Annotated in this window: 17 protein-coding genes and 3 pseudogenes; 6 read left to right on the top strand and 14 right to left on the bottom strand. The window is 61.0% G+C overall.

Annotated elements, in window-relative coordinates:
- The 5 genes from tssE to tssA form a co-directional block, all read right to left on the bottom strand.
- Positions 1 to 753, bottom strand: coding sequence for a type VI secretion system baseplate subunit TssE (tssE, locus tag O7A60_RS24760; RefSeq protein WP_027143720.1), 753 nt, complete (start codon positions 751 to 753; stop codon positions 1 to 3).
- Complete coding sequence (locus O7A60_RS24755; protein WP_027143719.1) at positions 740 to 1,189, bottom strand: Hcp family type VI secretion system effector; 450 nt, start codon at positions 1,187 to 1,189, stop codon at positions 740 to 742. Before O7A60_RS24755 ends, tssE begins: the two co-directional genes overlap by 14 nt.
- Positions 1,190 to 1,270: 81 nt before the next feature.
- Complete coding sequence (gene tssC, locus O7A60_RS24750) at positions 1,271 to 2,776, bottom strand: type VI secretion system contractile sheath large subunit (protein WP_337108408.1); 1,506 nt, start codon at positions 2,774 to 2,776, stop codon at positions 1,271 to 1,273.
- A 3-nt stretch (positions 2,777 to 2,779) separates the two neighbouring features.
- A complete protein-coding gene (gene tssB, locus O7A60_RS24745) occupies positions 2,780 to 3,316 on the bottom strand; it encodes a type VI secretion system contractile sheath small subunit (protein ID WP_027143717.1) in 537 nt (178 codons plus the stop codon).
- 5 nt (positions 3,317 to 3,321) lie between these two features.
- A complete protein-coding gene (gene tssA / locus O7A60_RS24740; protein WP_337108407.1) occupies positions 3,322 to 4,497 on the bottom strand; it encodes a type VI secretion system protein TssA in 1,176 nt (391 codons plus the stop codon).
- A 332-nt stretch (positions 4,498 to 4,829) separates the two neighbouring features.
- Between tssA and tssH the strand changes: the two genes are divergently transcribed.
- Together tssH and O7A60_RS24730 are read left to right on the top strand one after the other, a co-directional pair.
- Complete coding sequence (tssH, locus tag O7A60_RS24735) at positions 4,830 to 7,574, top strand: type VI secretion system ATPase TssH (protein WP_337108406.1); 2,745 nt, start codon at positions 4,830 to 4,832, stop codon at positions 7,572 to 7,574.
- Between the two features lie 6 nt (positions 7,575 to 7,580).
- Positions 7,581 to 8,003, top strand: coding sequence for a chromate resistance protein ChrB domain-containing protein (locus O7A60_RS24730; RefSeq protein WP_337108459.1), 423 nt, complete (start codon positions 7,581 to 7,583; stop codon positions 8,001 to 8,003).
- A 123-nt stretch (positions 8,004 to 8,126) separates the two neighbouring features.
- Here the strand turns inward: O7A60_RS24730 and O7A60_RS24725 are convergent.
- The 4 genes and pseudogenes from O7A60_RS24725 to O7A60_RS24710 all read right to left on the bottom strand — a co-directional run bounded on the left by O7A60_RS24725 (position 8,127) and on the right by O7A60_RS24710 (position 9,031).
- Positions 8,127 to 8,523: pseudogene (locus tag O7A60_RS24725) on the bottom strand (type II toxin-antitoxin system VapC family toxin).
- Positions 8,520 to 8,705, bottom strand: a pseudogene (locus tag O7A60_RS24720) (AbrB/MazE/SpoVT family DNA-binding domain-containing protein); the annotation flags it as partial. The pseudogenes O7A60_RS24720 and O7A60_RS24725, both read right to left, overlap by 4 nt.
- Positions 8,685 to 8,828: pseudogene (locus O7A60_RS24715) on the bottom strand (IS256 family transposase); the annotation flags it as partial. The pseudogenes O7A60_RS24720 and O7A60_RS24715, both read right to left, overlap by 21 nt.
- Before the next feature lie 41 nt (positions 8,829 to 8,869).
- A complete protein-coding gene (locus tag O7A60_RS24710) occupies positions 8,870 to 9,031 on the bottom strand; it encodes a hypothetical protein (RefSeq protein WP_337108405.1) in 162 nt (53 codons plus the stop codon).
- A gap of 147 nt (positions 9,032 to 9,178) precedes the next feature.
- Here O7A60_RS24710 and O7A60_RS24705 point away from each other — a divergent pair, with 147 nt between their 5' ends.
- Positions 9,179 to 10,747, top strand: a complete 1,569-nt coding sequence (locus O7A60_RS24705) for a Fic family protein (RefSeq protein WP_337108458.1) — start codon at positions 9,179 to 9,181, stop codon at positions 10,745 to 10,747.
- 116 nt (positions 10,748 to 10,863) lie between these two features.
- Here O7A60_RS24705 and O7A60_RS24700 read toward each other — a convergent pair whose 3' ends face one another.
- The 3 genes from O7A60_RS24700 to O7A60_RS24690 all read right to left on the bottom strand — a co-directional run bounded on the left by O7A60_RS24700 (position 10,864) and on the right by O7A60_RS24690 (position 13,814).
- Positions 10,864 to 11,025 carry a hypothetical protein gene (locus tag O7A60_RS24700; RefSeq protein ID WP_337108404.1) on the bottom strand — a complete coding sequence of 54 codons (162 nt, stop codon included), beginning with the start codon at positions 11,023 to 11,025 and terminating at the stop codon, positions 10,864 to 10,866.
- A gap of 664 nt (positions 11,026 to 11,689) precedes the next feature.
- Complete coding sequence (locus O7A60_RS24695; RefSeq protein WP_337108403.1) at positions 11,690 to 12,355, bottom strand: AAA domain-containing protein; 666 nt, start codon at positions 12,353 to 12,355, stop codon at positions 11,690 to 11,692.
- Positions 12,356 to 12,698: 343 nt separating this feature from the next.
- Complete coding sequence (locus O7A60_RS24690) at positions 12,699 to 13,814, bottom strand: extracellular catalytic domain type 1 short-chain-length polyhydroxyalkanoate depolymerase (protein WP_337108402.1); 1,116 nt, start codon at positions 13,812 to 13,814, stop codon at positions 12,699 to 12,701.
- 568 nt (positions 13,815 to 14,382) lie between these two features.
- Here O7A60_RS24690 and O7A60_RS24685 point away from each other — a divergent pair.
- The 3 genes from O7A60_RS24685 (at position 14,383) to O7A60_RS24675 (ending at position 17,245) form a co-directional block, all read left to right on the top strand.
- Positions 14,383 to 14,676, top strand: a complete 294-nt coding sequence (locus O7A60_RS24685) for a helix-turn-helix domain-containing protein (protein WP_337108401.1) — start codon at positions 14,383 to 14,385, stop codon at positions 14,674 to 14,676.
- A gap of 398 nt (positions 14,677 to 15,074) precedes the next feature.
- On the top strand, positions 15,075 to 15,512 hold the full coding sequence (locus tag O7A60_RS24680; protein WP_337108400.1) for a hypothetical protein: 438 nt from the start codon (positions 15,075 to 15,077) through the stop codon (positions 15,510 to 15,512).
- 1,310 nt (positions 15,513 to 16,822) lie between these two features.
- Positions 16,823 to 17,245, top strand: a complete 423-nt coding sequence (locus O7A60_RS24675; RefSeq protein WP_027143708.1) for a low affinity iron permease family protein — start codon at positions 16,823 to 16,825, stop codon at positions 17,243 to 17,245.
- Positions 17,246 to 17,695: 450 nt separating this feature from the next.
- Here O7A60_RS24675 and O7A60_RS24670 read toward each other — a convergent pair whose 3' ends face one another.
- Both O7A60_RS24670 and O7A60_RS24665 read right to left on the bottom strand, forming a co-directional pair.
- Positions 17,696 to 18,775, bottom strand: a complete 1,080-nt coding sequence (locus O7A60_RS24670) for an FAD-binding oxidoreductase (protein WP_337108399.1) — start codon at positions 18,773 to 18,775, stop codon at positions 17,696 to 17,698.
- Positions 18,776 to 18,864: 89 nt separating this feature from the next.
- The gene (locus O7A60_RS24665) at positions 18,865 to 19,722 is read right to left on the bottom strand and encodes a LysR family transcriptional regulator (RefSeq protein ID WP_337108398.1); all 858 of its coding nucleotides are present in this window, start codon (positions 19,720 to 19,722) and stop codon (positions 18,865 to 18,867) included.
- Positions 19,723 to 19,833 lie beyond the last annotated feature (111 nt).

Genomic DNA, 19,833 nt, shown 5'->3' with positions numbered 1-19,833 from the left:
TCAGGTCTCCCGGAATTCGGTTCGTGCCAGGCCGTTGTCGAGATTGATTGTGGTGCGCAGCCGCATGCGCTCCGGTGTCGGGGCCATGATCAGCACCGCGTCGATCTCGATCTTGAGGCCGACGTTTTTATCGCCGAGCGTGACGTTGACGATCGTGGCGCTCTCCTTCAGGCGCGGCTCGAAGGTGGCAAGCACCGCGCGGATTTCGCGTGCCAGCCCATCGCGGTCGAAATCCCGCGACGAGCGGCCGGAAAAAGACGGCACGCCAAAATTGACCACGCTGCGGCGCACCTGCGGAAAGTCAGCGAGCGAGGGCAGTTCCTCCAGGGGCTGTTCGTGTTCGGCGTCCGAGAGCATCGGTACGGATTCGAAACGCTCGGTGTTGAACAGGGCCTCGATGTCGCGCCGCACGGCCTCTCTCAACACGCGTGCCGAAACGACCACGCCGCGGCCTTCGATCTCGGCGCGATGCTGGGCCTGGAAGACCAGGCGGTGCAGGCGCCGTTTCTGCTCGGATGTGAGTTCGGCGTCGGCATCGATGGCGCGCGCATTGCCGGCAAGAAGAGCCTCGACGCGCTCGGCGCCGAGCTCTTCCTCCAAGAGACGGCGCAGCCCATCGATCTCCGACGTCAGTCCTGGCAAGTCGTTGACGAGGCGGTCCCACAGGGACGGCTGAACCGCCTCGCGCCTTGCGCGCGAACTGCCGCCAAGCTGCGCCCTCGCGCCAGGCCGCTTGGTCTCACTTGCCGACATAGACGTCCATTTCGATCTCGTCGTCCTTGTCGTAGACGAACTTGATCTTTTTGTAGGCGAAGCTGACTTCTTCCTCGATAAGGTCCGCCTCATCGGCGGCCTGCCGCATATCATACTCCATGATCGAGGCGTCGGTGAGCGTCACGACCAGATAGTCGCTGGTCTCGCCGTCAATGGTGCGGCGTGCCGAAAACACCACCTCGTCGAGCGCCTTGTTCTCGAATAGCGCCTTCTTCAAATAGGGCGACGACTTGTCGTAGTGCTTGAAGAATTTGATCATTCCCATCGACACGCGGCCGCGTCGCGAAAGCGAGTTGGGATCATAGGGCGCCATGATCTTGTAATCGACGCCATGCACTTCGATCTCATCTTCGTGGCCGTCGCGCTTGCTGGGGCCCTTAATGTCGGGAACCTTCAAAAAACCATCGATCTTCATGGAAGGAGCGTCACTTCTTTCTGTGGTCGGCATTGTCTTTCTCCACCGCTTTCAAACCAAACAAGATGACTTCGCTGCGTTTCAGCCCTTCACCGACGGCAGTTCCGACACCAACCGCAGGGAGGCGTTGATGCCTTCCAACTGGTAATGCGGACGCAGATAGAAACGGGCGTTGTAGTAACCGGGTCTGCCTTCGACGCTGTCGACCTGAACCTCGGCCGCGGCGAGCGGCCGCTTGGCCCGCGCCTTGTCGTCGGCGAAAGCTGGATTGGCCAGCACGTATCGGTTGATCCATTCGGTCAACCATGTCTCCATATCGGTGCGTTCCTTGAACGAGCCGATCTTGTCGCGCGCGATCGCCTTGAGGTAATGCGCGAAGCGCGAGACCGGGAAGAGGTAGGGCAGGTTGGCGCTCAGCCGTTCGTTTGCCTGGGCGTCGGGGTCGACCAGACGCCCAGCCCGCGTCTCGTCGTCCTGAAGTGAGTGCGCGCCTATGAAGGCTGCGAGGTCGGTGTTCTTGCGGTGCAAGATCGGCATCAGACCGAGCTTGGCCAGTTCCGCCTCGCGCCGGTCATCGATGGCGACCTCGGTCGGGCATTTCATCGCGATTGACCCGTCATCGGTCGGGAAAGCATGCACCGGCAGATTGAGCACCGTGCCACCATTCTCGACGCCGCGGATCTGCGTTCCCCAGCCATAGAGCTTGTGGCTGCGGTTGATGTTGACGCCCATCGGGAAAGCGGCGTTCATCCAGACATATTTGTTATGGTCGCCGCCCACCTCTTCCTCGAAGGTGAAGCCCTTCACCGGAACGGTTTCCGAGCCGTAGGGCAGGCGTGCCAGCACCCGCGGCATGGTGAGCCCAATATAGCGGGCGTCCTCGCTCTCACGCAGCGACTGCCATGAGGCATAGGACGGGTTGTTGACGATCATCTGCAGGTCTTGGGGGTTTGGCAGTTCCTGCCAACTGTCCATGCGGAACAGCCGCGGCGAGGCGGCCGCGATGAACGGCGTGTGCGCCGAGGCACAGACACCCGAGATGTTGCGTAGCAGGCCGACATCGCGCGGGTGGTTGGAGAACTCGTAGGCGCCGATGATGCAGCCGATCGGCTCGCCGCCCAGCATCGAATACTCGTCGGTATAGACTTTCTTGAAGATCGGGCTCTGGTCCCACATCTGGCCTTCATAGTCTTCCAGCGTGTCGGCCAACTGCTCCTTGGAGATGTTCATCACCCGGATCTTGAGCTTGGTATCCGTCTCGGTGTTGTTGATGAGGTACCAAAGGCCTCGCCAGGTGCCTTCCATCTCCCGCACTTCGGGGGCGTGCAGGATCTCGTTAACCTGCGTCGTCAGCATCTTGTCGATGCCCGCGATCAGCGATTTGATCGACTTGATCGCGTTGGACGATATGGTCGTCGTCTCGGATCGCGACTGTGCGGCCAGCGCCAGGTTGCGCACCAACTGCTGGAGCTTCTCGGTGTCGTCCTTCCTGACCTTGAAATCCTTTTCAAGGAGCCCGCTGAATTCGCCCAGATCGATGGCTTCCGCCTCGGCGGTTGCGGCTGCGGTCTTTTGCTGTTCGGCCATGACTTATTCCTCGCCCTTGCCGTCAGAGATCGCCTGGCCGGCGATCTTGCTCAGCAGCGGCTCGTTGTTGAGAAGCTGCGCAATGCGCTTTTCAGCGTCGACGCGGCCATCCATGAAGCCCAGCAGTTCCTCGAGTTGGCGCCGCATCTTGAGGATCTCGGCCAGTTGCGGCACCTGCTCGGCGATCTTGTCGGGCGCGAAATCTCCCATTTTGGAGAAGGTGAGATCGATCGCCAATTCCTCGTCCCGCTCGGCCCCTTCCACTTGCGGCAACGTGTTCTTCACGCGCGCTTTTACGCGCGGCCCCATCGCCTCCATGAATTTCGGGAAGCGATTGGCGTCGGTTTCGACGAAGTTGCGATCCAGGACCGACTTTGACGCTTCCTTGGTCTGCGAGGCGCCGGAAAGGTCGGCCATGACAGCCATGACGAACGGCAACTCGATCGTCGTCGGGCTGCCGTAGGTTTCGACGTCGTAGGCGATCTGCACACGCGGCGCGCGGTTTCTTTCGATGACCTTGGCTTTGCTCTCTGCTGGCATGGTTGTTACCTTTCATCCTTCTGGGCCGGCTTCTTGGGATCGGAAACACCGGCAAGCAGCCGGAATTCCTTCAGCCCCGACGGGGCGAGATCTTCCATCAGTTCCACGAAATCCATGTGCACCATCCGCCGCACGCGCCGGGCGAGGTGCGGGATCGGGCTGGACGGCTCGGTGCGGTCGTAGAATTCAACCACGAGATCGAGGCATTTGACGACCTCGTCACGCGAGTAGATCCGGTCAGGCAGGCCGGTGCTGGTTTGCGCAGAGCTTGCCACACTTGCCATCGTCTCGGCTCCATGTCCGTTTCGAGGGGGCGTCGATGCCGGCTGGGACGGCTGCGGGGCAGGCTTTGCCGCACCGTTGGCCACGGCGGCAGCGCTGGAATTCCACTCCAGCGTCGTCAGCAAGCGCTGCAGGAACTTCTTCAAATCCGGAACGGCCGCGCCATTGCCGTCGATGTGCGCGTTGAGCGCGGTATCGACCGCATCCAGCGCCGAAATCGCAGCGCGCGCATCGCTCAAAAGGGTGGTGATGGCGTCCACGGCCTGATCGATCTGCGCCGCGCATGCGGTGCGCACCCGGTTCAGCATCTGGTTATGCGCGGCCGTTAGCGCCGCCTTTTCGGCGTTCCCCAGGCCGGAGGCAGCTTCCTGGAGCATGACGCGCTCGTCGAGCGCTGCCTGTTCCAGGTCTCGCCCGCTGATCGGCCCGATCGTGCGCGGTGAGAAGAAGACGGTCTGCCTCAGGTTCGCCAGCAGGCCTTCCTGCCCGTTCTGGAGGTCAAGCAGCGCGTTGATGCGTCGCAGCGCCGCGTCGCGAGGCGTGCCAGCCGGCCGTAAAGCCGGATGCATTGAATCCCAATACTGGTCGAGAGTCTTTGCGATCAGGGTCAGGCCCTCGGCGAGGCCGGCAAGCCTCTCTTCATTGGCCAGCGCGCGCGTGACGATGACCAGAAGGCGCAAATCCCGACCGCGTGAGCGCAATTCTTCCGCTTTTTGGAGGATGGCGGCCCAGTCGACTGAGCTGGCTGACTGCGAAGGCTTGCTGCCGCCGTCGTGCACGACCTTGAGCTGGGCTTCCGTCAGCCGCTCCAGCTCGTGAAAAGCCGGGTCGTTGCGCAAATCCGCTCCCGACGGATTCGCACCGTCCAGAGGATTCAGCCAGAGTGCGAGATCAATCACACGTACCCCCAGCGAGCGGCTCCGCGCCTCATATGTGACGCAACGTTATCATCGGTCCCTTGTCACGACAATTGAGCACATGCTCGAAAACCAACAGAAGCTGAATGCTCGGTTATCTTTCAACGAAACCCATGCCGCGATCGGCGGACCGTGTATGTGCAATGGCTCGCGTATTTCGGATTCCAGTTCGGGTTCTTTGCAGGAGTTTGCTAGGCTTGTGTAACCACAAGGTGCCGCGCGGACAGGTCAGAAGGACCGTCTCCTCACACGGCTTTGTCAAGCTGCTGCTTCTGTGGCAGGGTAGGGTCAGCAGATTTCGGGGGCAGGTTCAAATGGAACAGCGCCGGTCGTCGCAGAGTTTCAAGCGCAAGGAACTTGTTGCGAAGCTCAATCCCACGGGGGTGCGCGCCTTCAAGGCCGCCGCGGACACGGCCAAGTTGCGCGGCAACCCGTATGTCGAGCTCGTCCATTTCGTCCAGCAATTGGTGCTGTCCGAGCGCTCGGATGTACAGATGATCGTCGCTGATGCCGGGCTGGATGTCAGCCGGCTGACGGCGGATATGACCCGTGCCGTCGACAAGCTGCCCTACGGCGCGACCTCGGTGGAGGAATTCTCCGATCACATCTTCCACGCCATACAGGAAGGCTGGAACCTGGCCACACTGGAATTCGGGGTCGAGGAGGTGCGCAGCGCGCATATTCTTCTCGCCTGCCTGAAGACACCGGTGCTGGAGGGGCTGGTTTCGAAGATCAGCGCCGAATTCGACAAGATCAATGCTGATGGGGTAATTGCGCGGTTCGCCGATGTCATTGAAGGCTCGCTCGAATCCGGCTCACCGCCCGCGACAGCTGCCGCCGAAACACCGATAGAACGCGGCCCGGGCCGTGACTCGGCGCTCGCCAAATACGCCACCGACCTCACTCAGCGCGCCCGTGATGGCAAGATCGATCCGGTGGTCGGCCGCGATGCGGAGATCCGTCAGATCGTCGACATCTTGATGCGGCGCCGGCAGAACAACCCAATCCTGACAGGCGAGGCGGGTGTCGGCAAGACGGCGGTCGTCGAGGGCTTTGCCTTGCGCATTGCCCAGGGCGACGTGCCGCCGCCGCTTCAGAATGTCAGCGTGCGCATGCTCGATGTCGGCCTGATGCAGGCGGGCGCCAGCGTCAAGGGCGAGTTCGAAAAGCGGCTGAAGGCTGTCATCGACGAGGTCCAGGTCTCAGAGACACCGATCATCCTGTTCATCGACGAGGCGCATACACTGATCGGCGCGGGTGGCGCGGCGGGAACCGGCGATGCAGCCAATCTCTTGAAGCCTGCTCTCGCGCGCGGCGAGCTCCGCACCATCGCCGCCACGACGTGGGCCGAATACAAGCAGCACATCGAGAAGGATCCGGCGCTGACCCGTCGGTTCCAGGTGGTCAAGATCGACGAACCTTCCGAAGCGGTGGCCGTGCTGATGTTGCGTGGTGTCGCCGGCGTTCTTGAGCAGCACCATCAGGTGCAAATCCTGGACGAGGCGATCGAGGCGTCGGTTTCCCTTTCGCACCGCTACATCCCGGCCAGGCAGCTGCCCGACAAGGCGGTCAGCCTGCTCGACACCGCCTGCGCCCGCGTTGCCATCTCTCAGCACGCGACGCCTGCCGAGGTCGAGGACATCCTGCGCCGTCGCCAGGCGCTCGAAGTCGAGAAAGGCATCATTTGCCGCGAGGCGGCGATCGGCATCGAAGTGACGGACCGACAGGCTCGCGTGGAGGCCGGGTTGGCGGAAACCGAGACCACGCTTGCGGCAGCGCAAGCACGCTGGGATCGCGAAAAGGCGCTTGTGGCCGCGATTCTTGACCTTCGTGCCAAACTTCGTGGCAAGGGCATGTCCCTTGACCCGGAGGAGGGGGAGGAAGCCACGGCCGAAGCTCTCGAGGTCCCAGGTGGCGAGGCGCGCAAGACAAAGGCGCTTGCCGCCCGCGAGCCTGCTCCAGCGCGCGATTCCGCAGCTGATCTGGCACGATTGCGCGAACTGACGGCCGAACTTGCCGCCGCGCAGGGCGAGACGCCGTTGATCCTGCCGTCGGTCGACCGCAATGCCGTGGCCGCCGTCGTCCAGGACTGGACCGGCATTCCGACCGGACGCATGCTATCCAGCCAGACTGAGAAGGCGCTCAAGCTGGCCGCCACTTTATCCGAGCGCGTCGTGGGTCAGGACCATGCGATGGAAATGATTGCGCGACGCGTGCAGACCAGCCGCGCCGGCCTTGGCGCTCCGGAAAAGCCGGTCGGCGTGTTCCTGCTTTGCGGCCCCTCCGGCGTCGGCAAGACCGAAACAGCCTTGGCGCTGGCCGAGACGCTCTATGGCGGAGAGCAGAACCTGATTTCGATCAACATGTCCGAATTCCAGGAGGCGCACACGGTCTCGACGCTGAAGGGCGCGCCACCCGGTTATGTTGGCTTTGGCAAGGGCGGCATCCTGACCGAAGCCGTGCGGCGCAAGCCCTATTCGGTGATCCTGCTCGATGAGGTCGAGAAGGCGCATCCGGACGTGCACGAGATCTTCTTCCAAGTCTTCGACAAGGGCATGATGGACGATAGCGAGGGCCGCCGGATCGACTTCAAGAACACGCTGATCCTGCTCACCTCGAATGTCGGGTCCGAAGTCATCATGGATCGCACGAGGAACGGCACCTTGCGTATCGGCCTCGACGATCTGGACACCGGCTTGCGCGGTCCTCTGTTGAAAGTATTTCCTGCCGCTTTTCTCGGGCGCGTGGTGACAATCCCCTACTACCCGCTCTCGGACGAAATGATCGAGGCGATCGCAACACACCAGTTCGCCAAGATCGCGCGGCGTCTCAAAGTAACCAACGAAGCCGAGTTGGTGATCGGCGAGGGTGTCTTGGATATGATCAAGGCGCGCTGCACCGAGATCGAATCCGGCGGGCGCATGATCGACGCCATCCTCACCAACACGCTGCTGCCGGAACTCAGCCGCGGCGTGCTCAATCGCGCGCTCGAGGGCAAGAAGATGACGAAAGTCATCGTCGGTGCCTCGGCGAAAGGATTTACCTACTCTTTCGAATAGTGCCCGATCAGGATTCGCCGTCACGCGTTCGCGCCCACGATCTGGGTCACACGCCGGGACGTGCACGTCGACCGTATTGCTTGCAGCTGGCTGACCCGTCGTTTCATCGATGCTGACGCGATCATCCGCTTGTTCGGCCCCGAGGAGGCGACAGGGATTAGCAGCCTTATCACCGGCGTAGCCATGGCATATGAGAGTGACGAGCAGCGAACCGTGCAGGGCGCTCCTGTCGTCGATGGCCTGTGGTCAGAGTGCCGGCGCCGCAATGCGACGCGCGTTTCGCCGCCGTCTTCACTCCTGCCTTTTGGCAAATCCAGGGGTTTTGCAGGACGACTGGAGCCCCATAGCGCCTGGACAGCGCCAACATCATGGCCATTATCCTTGGCAGCACGAACAGAATTCCGGCCGCCCTTGGGTCATGTGCATTAGCCAGCCGATATAGATCGCCATTGCTGAGTCTCTGGACGGGCAGCAGCGTGAAGTAGTTGAGCGTAACAGGAAACCATGTCTCGCCGATCCAGCGGAGCCACGAGCCGCCAATGAAGGCGGCGTTCACGACAGTAGCTTTGCGGCTTCCCCGTGCTTGGAAAGTAGCTTCACAGCCGTTCTATCGAACGACACAAAGGTCTCGCCGCCCAACCAAGTGCCTTCATAGGCCATGATACCATTCGCGAAATCGCCCCCTGCGTCCAGCAATGCAAGCCCGGCCTCAACACGGGTCGATTCATGACGACGTTTCCGGTATCGAGCAATGCGCGGATTGCGGTCGCGCAGACCGGATGTTCGAAGCCATAGGCCCGGCGCAGCACCCACACCAATTCGCACAGGCACGCAGGGAAACGGCGATCAGCGACGCCTCTTTCAGCACCTTGTCTGCTGCGGCGGCTTGCTTTAGATCGTCGCGGACGACGCCCCGGACCAGCACGTTGGTGTCGACGGTGACTTTCACTCCTCGCCCGCCCAACCGGCGGCGGCGGCCTCGTTCATGTCCTCGATCGTGGCGACCTTTTTCGTCTTGCTGGCGAGCAGTGCAAGGAAGCTGTCAATCGTGCCGGTCGGCCGCGCCGCCCGCACCCGCAATTCGCCGCCGGGAAGCTTTTCAAAATCGACCCGTTCTCCCGGCTTCGCACCCGTCGCGGCGCCCACCTCCATCTCCATCAGCCGCTTGGCGGCAAAGCCGATCATCTCGCGCAGGAGATCGGCGTCCGGGGTCTTCTCCACGAGCGCGCGCAGGTTCATCATGTCGTCGGTCATCGGTGGTCCTTCCAAGCAGGAGTTGGTGTCGCAACCAGACTCTACCGGAAAGCGCCGATGACCACCGCACTACCAGCTACACCACGTCCAGGGACATCACCGAAGATGATGCCGCCGCTGACGCGTTTGATCTCTGGGCGCGTCATTATCTGATGCAGTGGACCGATGAATCCCGAATGTGCTGGCCGTTGGCTGGTCATCATGACATCTTCCTGGCTTCACCAGTTGCTTGGCTGGTTATCGAAATTCAGACCCGTGCCCTGTTTGTAAACTGTTTTCGTTGAATGTGCTCCATTTTCATGCGATAGTAGGGGTAGTGTTCGATTTTCACGGCAAGGTATCCGATGTTCATGGGTGATGGTCCTCAGAATCAGTTTTCAGGCCCGGTTACTGTTTTTCATGACCGCAGGCTGCCGGAGGAGGCGCTGCCCGCAGGGTATGCCGCCCTGATCGCTGCCTACCGGCTTGCCGTGCCCGTGCCGCTGAAGCTGGCTGCCATCGGGCAGCGCCATAAGATCTATGAGGCGGAAGGCTGGCGGATATTCACGCCCCGCCACACGCCGCACGCCGACCTGGCCGGCCACCTGACATTCGCCCTGCGCTATGAGGGGCTGGATCTGTGCGTCCTCAAAACCCTGTTCAGGGCGACCGGGCCTGAACCTGTCGCCGATATCGTCCGCGCCGCACCGACGGGCTCGTTCGCGCGCCGCGTCTGGTTTCTCTACGAATGGCTGATGCAGGCCCGCCTCGACCTGCCGGACGCGGCCAGCGGCGCCTATGCGCACATCGTCGACCCCGAACAGCAATGGGCAACAGGCGGCGTCACATCCACGCGCCACCGCGTCAAGAACAACCTTCCGGGCACGCCCGCCTTTTGTCCGATGATCTTCAGGACGCCCACCCTTGAGGCGTTCGTCACCAGGAACCTTGCCGGGGAAGCGCGCGCGCTGGTCGCCGACGTGCCCGCCGATCTGCTGGCACGGACGGCGGCGTTCCTGCTTCTCAAGGATTCACGGTCCAGCTTCGAGATCGAAGGCGAGGACCCGCCGCAGGACCGTATCCAGCGGTGGGGCCAGGTGATCGCGGAAGCCGGAAGGCGGCCGATTGACCGCGCCGAGCTCGACCGCCTGCAAAGGATTGTTATCGGCGATGCGCGTTTTGTTCATCTGGGATTACGCACCGAAGGCGGGTTCGTCGGTCAGCATGATCGCACGACCGGCGTGCCGATCCCCGATCATATCAGCGCGCGGCAGGAAGACCTGAGCGGCCTGGTGGATGGCCTTACCGCCTTCGACAGGACGGTCGCGCCGGCGCTCGACCCTGTGCTGGCGGCGGCCGTGCTCGCTTTCGGCTTTGTCTATATCCATCCCTTTGAGGACGGAAACGGACGACTGCATCGCTTTTTGATCCACCATGTCCTGGCGGAGCGCGGATTCAATCCGCCCGGCGTCGTGTTTCCGGTGTCCGCCGTTATTCTCGACCGCATCGACGAGTATCGGCGCACACTCGAAAGCTATTCGCAGCGGATGCTGCCGCTGGTTCGCTGGAGGCCTACCGATCGCCACAATGTGGACGTTCTGAACGACACTGCGGACTTTTACCGCTACTTCGATGCGACGCCGCATGCAGAGTTTCTGTTCTCCTGCGTCGCGCGGACAATTGACGTCGATCTGCCGGCAGAAACCGCTTTCCTCAAAGCTTACGACACGTTCAAAGCGCGCGTGCTGAATATCGCCGACATGCCGGACCGGCTGCTCGGCCTGCTGTTCCGCTTCCTGCGGCAGAATGGCGGGACCGTGTCGAAGCGCGCGCGCGAACGCGAATTCGCTGGCCTGACCGACAGGGAAGCGGCTGAGATCGAAGCGATCTTCGCGGAGACAAACCCCGTTGCCGCTCCCGTCGCCGCGCAGATTCGTTGACGCCAGCGGCACGAAACCCGGAATCGACCAGGTCACAAACGGGTCATTCTTCTCCTGAAAACTGAAGTGGCGGTGACATTGAACGCGAAGCGTGTTGTTTTAATCTGCACGCGAGCTCACGGAGCCGAAATCATGCAGCTTCGATTCAGCCCATGCAATGGTCGGTGTTGCTGGAGCTTCAGGATGCGCCGCCGCTTGATGACGAGGATCTTGCCTGCCTGTAGGAAGTCCGAGATGCGCTCGCCCGGCACGGGAAATTGAAGCGGTTCGCGATCCATCTGGCACATCGACACTTCGAGCTCGGCCGGATAAAATATTGATCGAGCGCCCCGATCCCGATGGGCGTACTAGCATGTAACCGTTGGAAAGCGCGGTGACGAAAAGGGCGCTCAGCCGACAACATGGTTGTTCGAAGAAAGTCCGGAGCTGTTGTTGTCAGGTGCAGTCTATTGTGTGTGCGTGTCCGATCCAAAAGCGACGGATGCCTGTGTGCGCCATGGCAGGAGCCGTTCGCCGGGCGGAGCGCACCAGAAGGATGAGTCAGCGAAGAACAGGCGGATGTCGAAGATAAGGGCCGGCAGAAAGGTTTTCCTGCCGGCGGGCATGATCGCGACAGAGCGCGCGATAGATAGGGTCCTGCTTCACACCAAGAAAGATGATGGTTGGAGTTCGGCGCCGGACGACGGCGACTCCGCTATGCCGGCAACGCCTCAGACATTTCCAGGTAGCGGCAGAAGGCATTGGCGAGCTGCATCTGCCGCGGCGTCTTGCTTTCGGCTTCGAATATCCCCGGGATGAGACAAGGATCGCGAGGCATTTTGCACGGGAGACCGCGACATTGAAGCGGTTGGCGCTGTAGAGGAATTCCATGCTACGCGGGGCGTCGGCATGGCTCGACGTCGCCATCGAATAAATCGCGATGGGGACTTCCTGCCCTGAAACTTACACAGTACCGACGCGCACGCCCGGATGGCGCTCGAAAACCTGCGCATTACGGGGTGTGATGACGATGATATCGTCGAGCGTAACGGGCCTTTCGATGCCGTCCCGGTCGATCCATCGTGTGTTGCTGTTCATGATGGTCATCACGATCTGCGTCATCAACCGAATAGCTCTTGTTGCCGGCATGCTCGACGGGGACGAGCGAAGCCGCGAGCCCTTAATCGGCCCGTTGGACAGGACGACCTGCTTCTCACAGCTCGGTACCGGGTGGAGCTTGCTGTCATAGAAGAGTTCGGAATCGAAATCGCAGATAGGCGGGTTCATACGCCAGGTTTCAGCGAAGAAAAGGCCGCGATCCGGGTCGATCGTCTGGCTACCGCCGAGTACATGCTCCAGTGAGGACCCGCCCGTACCATGGGGATGCGTGCCTTGCGTGGGCTGATCGAGCTGCTGCGGATCACCGAGCAGGATCAGCCGCCTGGCCGTATGCGATACGGCCAGCACGTTGGCCAGGGACATCTGGGCGGCCTCGTCGACGACAAGAACGTCGAGAACGTCCAGCGCATCGGCCGCCGACCACAGAAACCCTGTCGCGCCGGCGACGTGGCATTGCCCGGAGGCAAGCTCGCTTGTGCCGGCCGGAGACCGGCGCCTGCGCCAAATCATCGCCTAATGTTCCCGTTGGGCCGCTTGCAGTCAGCTGGCAGGCGGCGGGCTCATGGCGGCTTTAGACTGCGGTGGCGAAGCCTGGGATAATAATCTGGATTTCCACCGGGGAGCCCAGCTTCGGCCCGACCATGATCAATTCAATTGTCCAGAAGCAGCTTCAGGGTGAGATCCTGCGGGAGTGGAGGGTTTAAAGTTCAACAAAAGCGTTTCCGGCACACCTGACCTCCCGACGCCAAGGACGCCTAAAGTCGCGCGTTACTGTAACGGTCCCGTTTTCGATAGGGAGGCTCGGGGGCTGGCCTGAAACAAAAGTTGTGTCGATTGAAGTCTGGCCGTTATTCTATTTCATTAAGCCGGCAGCGCGAAGAGCGTCTTCGATAATCTGACCAGGGCCGGCGTCCGGGCCGCTCGGCGGCTGGAACGGCGGGTGCGCGCCCGCCAAAGGGGAGTGTCGCGCCGATCTCGTCGATGGATGGGCGTCTGGCGACTGGCCCTCAGTGCCGGCTAGTCCCCAAAACCGGGAGATAAGCGAAGTGGATGATATGCCGGTGTCGATCATAAAAGGTCCGCCGTCACTCAAGCCGTCTGCCGAGTCCACAGGTGTCCCGTGCGCCATACCTGGGATGAGGTAGGATTCGACGACTTCCTGATTCGTAGCATCCCTCCAAACGTCGCGGCGATAGCCCTGCCGCTCCGCGGTGTCGGCTTGAGCTTCACTTTGCCCATGAAGTGCAAGCCATTGCCGGACGAGTTGGTCGGAATTGACGGGACTGACCGTCGTGTCGGCGCTTCCATGCCAGACGGAGAGCTTCGGCCATGGTCCGGAGTGACCGGACGCCTGCTTGACTGCCGACGCCAATTGCTTCGCGGTTGGGCCGCCATGACCTCGCATACGGTCGAATGCCTGCGGCAAGGTAGTGGCGCTGCCATAGGGTAGACCAGCTATGATGGCCCCGCCCGCAAAGACTTCCGGATAAGTGGCCAGCATCGCGGCGGCCATTGCCCCGCCAGCGGAAAGGCCGGTGACGAAGATCCCAGTCCGGTCCACATCGTTTGCGATCACTACGGCCTCTATCATTTGCCGGATCGAAAGTGCCTCACCCGAGCCTCTTCGGGTGTCGTCTGGGGCGAACCAGTTGAAACAAAGATTGGCATTGTTGCTGCGCTGCTGTTCTGGATAGAGCACGGCAAAGCCCTTACGATCTGCCATCCTCGACCAGCCCGCGCCGCGGTCATAGGACACAGCCGACTGCGTGCAGCCATGGAGAGCAACGACCAGAGGTGCATCCGCTGCGAGGTCCTTGGGGCGGTATGTCCAGCCCCGCAACCGTCCTGGGTTGGACCCGAACGCCTGAAGTTCGGAAAATCGATCCCTTCCGACGTCACCGGCCACGACCGAGTTGCTTTGCTTTCGCCGAGCAGCCAAGCGTGCGACGGTATCGGCGAGACTTCTCATGTCGGCATCCTTTTGCGTTCAAATCCAAAGCAGATCAATACCGGAACGCCGCCTTTCCAAGTTGGTTGCTGCGCTGCAGCATAAATACCTGCCTCGCGAACAGGTTTTCTCCTGCGCATCCATTCTGGCGAACACGCTTCGCCTGGGGCCGGAGCGGGCGCGGTAATGACGGCACATTCAGGACATCATGTGCAACCATCCACGGCTCGCCGCATGAGAAGAGAGCGGTCCGGGCGGCTGGTTACTGATCGCGGCTACTACTCTGCAAACGAGAAGATGCATCACTATCCGGCGAGGCAGCGCGACTATCGGATTTCCTCGCGCTTCGACCAGTCGCTGCCGGTCCCGGTGTCGGCCCGGGCGCCATCCCAATCGAGGATCAGCTGGGTGCGGAACCCGTCATACTTGATCTCGTGGATCCAGTCGTCGCCCGATCAAGAGCACGGCGGAACAGACGACAATCGGCCCTCGCCGGCATGCTGAGAGCCGCTTCCGTTCCGTTAGCGCGCGCTGAATACTTGGGGAACCTTCCGCACGGTCCGCTGTTCGTCGGCAGGAGATCCATGAAGTGCGAAACCTGACGGCAGAGCAGTCGCGAGCAGCAAGAGCGCTATTGAACTGGTCGCGAGTGCGGCTTGGCGCCAAGTGCAATCTTAGCGAAGCGACGATCAGCGGATTTGAGAACGGGGTAAGGAAACCGCATCCCCGCACTGTCGCCGCCTTGCTCCTGGCTTTCGAAGGAGCGGGAATTGTCTTTCCCGCCGAAGGGGGCCCATTACTAGCGCGCTCTTTGGGGCAGACTAGTCGTCGGTCCAGCAATAGAACGTGGCGCCGCCGGCAGACAAATCGCGCGGCGGAATGAAGAAAACTCCACATATCGATGAGGGAAAAGTGAGGGTGAACCTTGGCATTTCCTAAAGGAAGGGACCGCCACGGAAGCGCTCATGCCGTCCGACACACGTAAGCGAAGGTTCGCTTTTCGCTCTTGGTCTCCGTGACACGCACCCAGCTTTCCTCCTGGCGCCTGACAGGCTGGCCGATGTGTGCCCCTGCCGCTTTGAAGGGAAGCTGTGCGATGACCATGCTCGAAGACACAGCCGATCCGGCGGCCATGATCTCACCCGATACTGCGGCACCTCGCGCCCCCTTGCCACCAACCGGCCAGTCAATTAGCTGTAGCTAAAAGAGCTCCGAAATTGCAAACTCCATGCGCGACGCAACAAAGCTACCAGGTTGCGACCTCATCGGAATGCGGCGACGATGACGAAGTATCAGGTCGAAGAGATCTACAGCAATACAGTCGTGTCATCTGGCACTGTCGTGGAGAGCGATCCTATGAAAGCCGCCGAGGCCGCCGCCGGACAACAAAGAGTGTCGCCAAGAGCACTGCAGGATCATTGGTTCCGGGTGGTCGATGAAGAGAAAGCCACCGTGTATGAGTACAGCTTGGTCGGACCTGACGAACGTCCAGACCTCTTGGAATGGAGTGAGCACTCCGACTTCGGTCCTCCGATTCATGGCAAGGTGCACGGACCTGAGCTCACCAACGAGGGCGACCACTTCTACAACTGTCCCGCATGCGGTCAGCCCGTCGATCAGCGCGATTTGGGCCAAGTCTTCTGGCATGAAGTGCCCGGCCACGAGCCGCTGGAGCCGAAGCCCGAGGCGAAGGTGATCCAGTTTCCTAAACGGAAATAAGACGCCAGCCGGCTGGGCCAGCCGCGAGCGCCAATCACCCGGACGCCCAATGAACCCGCATCTTGCGCCAAGCAATTGGCCCGCGCCCTAGCAGAAAGGCGCGGGCCGGCCAAGCTACCCGCGTGGCCAGCAGCAAAGGGACTCGGCTGCGTTCCCCGAACTTGTCGCGCGTCCGGCTGTTCCCGTCCGGAAAGATAAAAGCTTTCCGCCGCAGCCACGCGCATCATGCACCGCACTGGCGGGCCGAATTTTCCTTTAAGTATTCTACTTCTTTCCATGCACCCATGTAGTCGAATGCTTGCTGGCGACCGATACTGGGAATGGTTAAGGTGGTGTCGAATTGGAGGCCTTGTAAATGTCGACCCAGAACACGAACCACTACGAAAAGAACTCGACCAGGGCCTTGTATCGGAATCTCAAGCGCGCCGGGACTTTCTTAAGAGGGCGGGGCGTTTCGCTGCGGTCACGCTGCTGGCTGTAGGAACTTGATGCCGCGCGTGCTCATTCCGACACAAGGCGCGCGGGGATATTAGGTTCCGCTCATGGTGCCCCGCGTGGCCGGCGGTCTTCGGGTCCCGTGCTATCGTTGCCGGCTCGCTCGTCGATCGCCGCCTGCAAACGTGCCGCGGCCACAAGGATGCTATTCGGTATTGGTTGAACGGGATCAGCCTGGGTCATGGCTGGACTAACATTGTTAGTCCGAAATGTCCCCGCTCGCCGGCGACCGGAATCAAAGCGGGATATTTACGATCTCCACTGGTTGGATCGCGCATTGCGACTGCTTTCCGACCTCATCTCCCCACTTTGTTCGCGCTGTAACAGTTATCGTGACCTTACGGCTGCCAGGGGTTTTGATGCTACCGCAGATGTCGCGAATAGCCAAGGGAACGGTCGCTACTCTTCCTCGCCACAGGCGCGTTCGAGAGATTGATCAATGCGGCGCGGTCACAGATCTCAAGCGCCACGCTGGTCTAATGGAACCGTTTCGGGCGGATGCGCATTGATGGTCCAGTTCAACGGAGGGCAGCGCAGTGTCCATCATCGGCAGCATCACCGGCATTTTCTCCTCGAACGAGGAGGCCACGAATAAGGCGCCTGCTAAGAAGGCAGCGACGAAGAAAGCAGCGACTGCGAAGGCGAGCGCGGCCAAGAAGACTGGAGCTGCCCCAGCTATGGCAGCCCACTCAAAGGACTCCGCGGCCAGGGGTAGATCTGGTCAGCCCAAATCGGCCACCAAGAAAAAAGCGGCTGCCCATTGAGTTCAAAGGAACCCCGCTCGGCGGGGTTTCTTGTGATGGCTTGGGAGCTGAATGGAAAAGACATTCGCAAGGATCGCTAACGCTGTCGCTCGCGGGGCAGGTCGTCCGATCACCTTCATCCTTTGCATGGCTTTGATCGCGGTCTGGGGCTTTTCGGGACCTTTCCTCGGTTTTTCGGAAACCTGGCAGCTCATCATCAACACCTCGACGACGATCATCACCTTCCTGATGGTTTTCCTTATCCAGAATACGCAGAATCGAGATGGGGCAGCGGTACAGGCAAAGCTTGACGAACTGGTGCGCGTGAGTGCGGGCAAGAACAGCTTCATCGGGATAGATCATTTAACGGCGGCCGAGGTCGAAGAGATCCGGTCTACCTGCGAGGCCGCAGTTGCCCGCTCCCAATCCTCGGAACCGGCAGGCAAGAGGGACAAGGAAGAGAAACGTCGCCAGCCGCAAGCTCAAAACACCTGAGGGGCACCGAAGAGCAACGGCACTAGAGCCGCTCCCCATTCACGGGTTGAATAAATTCCTGCTGGCGAGCCCGATATCTTTTTGCAGATCGAGGCGGGCGAACTTGAGCTCGCAGAACATATTCAGGCCGTTCTCCGATCGACAACGTGGACTGGATGATCACCGGCAGGCGGAGGTCAGCTACTGAATGGCTGGTATGCGCCTTATCTCAGCCGCACAGATCGGCTTTGTCACTCCTTGGCAGCAGACATCGCCACCGAATACCGGACGCCCTGAAGTCCGGCCAAATTTTGATGCGGACTCAGGCACTCAAACGCCGTTCCCGGAGCACCTAGCCACACAGCTTTGGGTCTGCCCTTCTTGGAACTCACGCCTGGAATTCAGCTGAAATCGCATGCGTGACCAGCTTTCGGTCAATTCGGCAATCACCCGTTCAGATCTCAACCGAACTCAAAGATCGAGTAAAACTGAGCCTTGAGCGCGGCTGCAACAGGCCAGGACAAAGCCCGCTGACTTTTCTTCGGACGTAAGTCCGCCAAGATCCTGCATCGCAACTTCGCCCGAGAGCTTGGCAATCCGGCACGCACCGCAAATTCCCTGCTGACAGCCGGTCGGAACATAGACACCACAGTTGCGCGCCGCCTCCAGCAGGGTCTCTCCGGGTGCGCAACGATGCTCCAATCCAGACCGGGCGAAATGGACCGAGGACGAAACCGCAGAGGCCACATCCGGAGCAGCACCGCCCAGGGCGCCACCGAAGCTCTCCTCATGATAACCCCGGGGGTCAACGCCTGCCTGGCCAAGACCGTCTCGCAGCGCCTTCATGTACTGTTCGGGGCCGCAGGCGTAGACCGTGCGCTCGCGAAGATCGGGGACCAGGCGCAGGAGCAAGGGGCCGTCCATGCGGCCCGTCGGTCCTGCCCAGGAGGGATCTGCCCTGGAACAGACGCATGTCACGCTCAGGTTGCGGAATCGGGCAGCGAGCGCATCGAGTTCGGACCTGAAAATGAGATCTCGCGGCGACCGCGCACTGTAAATGAGGCACAGGTCCAGATCGGAAGCTCTGTCCGTCAGGGTTCGCAGCATAGACATAAGAGGCGTGATCCCGCTGCCGCCCGCAAGAAAGAGAGGCTTTTCGCCTGGCAAGCCGTCAAGTTTGAACGAGCCCCGCGGGCCTTCAATCTTGATTTCGTCGCCCGCCCGCAGATTCTCGTGGAGCCAATTGGAAACGAGCCCGCCTGGTGTCCGCTTGACCGTAATGTGCAGGTCGAGCGGACGTGTTGGTGGCGACGAAACGGAATAGGACCGGGCCACCGCAACGCCATCGATCGCGAGGTGAAGGACCACGTGTTGCCCCGCATTGAAGCAGAACATGCAATCTGAGGCGGCCGAGAACACAAAGGTCTTCACGTCGTGCGTCTCGTCGATGACCGCACGGCAGAGCATTGCCTGTGGCGATGCATCGGCCCATTGCCGCTGCCGCATCGGTGCGAAAAAATCGGAAGCCGGAAACGAAGTATGTGCGTTCATGTTTGGCTCTCAATGACGTGCCAAACATGGCAGCCGCAGGCTGTCCGGAACAGTGGGTTGAGCCCTGCTTTTTAATCGGGAATTTCGATCTACGTGTCGAGCGACATCACCGCCAGCTGCAACGCACGAAGCCCTTTGCGGATGATCGGCTCATGCTTGCGCCGGGCGAGCATGGCCGTATGGACGGGCTGGTAGAGCGTCGGTGCGCCCTCGACGAGGAACGACGGGCACTCGGCCGCAAACCTGCGGGCATCGTCGTTGCGCATGTAACAACTCCCCCCGGTTCGCCGCAGCATGGCTTCGGCCAGACTCTCGGATCCCATGGAAAGGCGGGAGATTGCCAACGAAGGGATCAGCTCGGAATGGGTTTTCTCAAGGACGACGGTGTAGCCCGGCCGAATGTAGCTGTCAGGATCGACCTCCGACATCGTCCTGGCAAAGGTCGAAACCATCACATACTCCTCGACCATAAGGTGCTCATAAGCAATTTCGGGAAGATAGCGGGGCGCGTAGAGCACGGCTATGTCCAGATTTCCCATGCTGAGATCGGTCACCATCTGGTTGGAGTAGTCGGATTCCACATGGATCGAGGCTTTGGGAAGGGCTTGACAGAGCGCCTCCACCCACCCAGGCAGCACTGAGCGTGTCATGCCAACCTGCGCGGCCACGCGAAGGGTTCCTTCGAACCGGTTGAACGCGCGCACGTCGTGACGCGCCTGCGACCAGGTCGACAGCATCGCCCGCGCGTAGGCTTCGAAACGTCGTCCCGCCGCGGTCGGTTCAGCGCCGGCGCGACCACGATGGAAGAGCTCCGATCCTACCGCGCTTTCGAGGCTCTTGATCCGGCTGCTGACCGTCGACTGCGTGATGTTGAGCCGGTCGGCAGTCCGGTTGAAGTTCCGTGACTCGATGATGTCGAGGAACGTCTCAATGTGGTCCAGCTGCACGGACAAACCCCCAATCGAAAAACCCGATCATTACCCAGAGATCATTGGCTTGATTCGGCAATTGTCAAGGCGGAAGCTGGGCGAGCTAAACGGCAAGTAAAGCCGCGGTCT

Origin of the sequence: Mesorhizobium salmacidum (SeqCode) (assembly GCF_037179605.1) — a bacterium.
Lineage (GTDB): Bacteria > Pseudomonadota > Alphaproteobacteria > Rhizobiales > Rhizobiaceae > Mesorhizobium > Mesorhizobium salmacidum.
This window is presented reverse-complemented; position numbering and strand designations above follow the sequence as displayed.

Bases quoted from the DNA above. Each gene is read 5' to 3' on its own strand.
- tssB (WP_027143717.1), bottom strand. From the start codon at position 3,316: ATGCCAGCAGAGAGCAAAGCCAAGGTCATCGAAAGAAACCGCGCGCCG.
- O7A60_RS24695 (WP_337108403.1), bottom strand. From the start codon at position 12,355: ATGATTTGGCGCAGGCGCCGGTCTCCGGCCGGCACAAGCGAGCTTGCC.
- tssC (WP_337108408.1), bottom strand. From the start codon at position 2,776: ATGGCCGAACAGCAAAAGACCGCAGCCGCAACCGCCGAGGCGGAAGCC.
- O7A60_RS24755 (WP_027143719.1), bottom strand. From the start codon at position 1,189: ATGAAGATCGATGGTTTTTTGAAGGTTCCCGACATTAAGGGCCCCAGC.
- O7A60_RS24670 (WP_337108399.1), bottom strand. From the start codon at position 18,775: ATGAACGCACATACTTCGTTTCCGGCTTCCGATTTTTTCGCACCGATG.
- O7A60_RS24690 (WP_337108402.1), bottom strand. From the start codon at position 13,814: ATGAGAAGTCTCGCCGATACCGTCGCACGCTTGGCTGCTCGGCGAAAG.
- tssH (WP_337108406.1), top strand. From the start codon at position 4,830: ATGGAACAGCGCCGGTCGTCGCAGAGTTTCAAGCGCAAGGAACTTGTT.
- O7A60_RS24700 (WP_337108404.1), bottom strand. From the start codon at position 11,025: ATGGATCGCGAACCGCTTCAATTTCCCGTGCCGGGCGAGCGCATCTCG.
- tssE (WP_027143720.1), bottom strand. From the start codon at position 753: ATGTCGGCAAGTGAGACCAAGCGGCCTGGCGCGAGGGCGCAGCTTGGC.
- O7A60_RS24710 (WP_337108405.1), bottom strand. From the start codon at position 9,031: ATGATGACCAGCCAACGGCCAGCACATTCGGGATTCATCGGTCCACTG.
- O7A60_RS24705 (WP_337108458.1), top strand. From the start codon at position 9,179: ATGGGTGATGGTCCTCAGAATCAGTTTTCAGGCCCGGTTACTGTTTTT.
- O7A60_RS24675 (WP_027143708.1), top strand. From the start codon at position 16,823: ATGGAAAAGACATTCGCAAGGATCGCTAACGCTGTCGCTCGCGGGGCA.
- O7A60_RS24680 (WP_337108400.1), top strand. From the start codon at position 15,075: ATGACGAAGTATCAGGTCGAAGAGATCTACAGCAATACAGTCGTGTCA.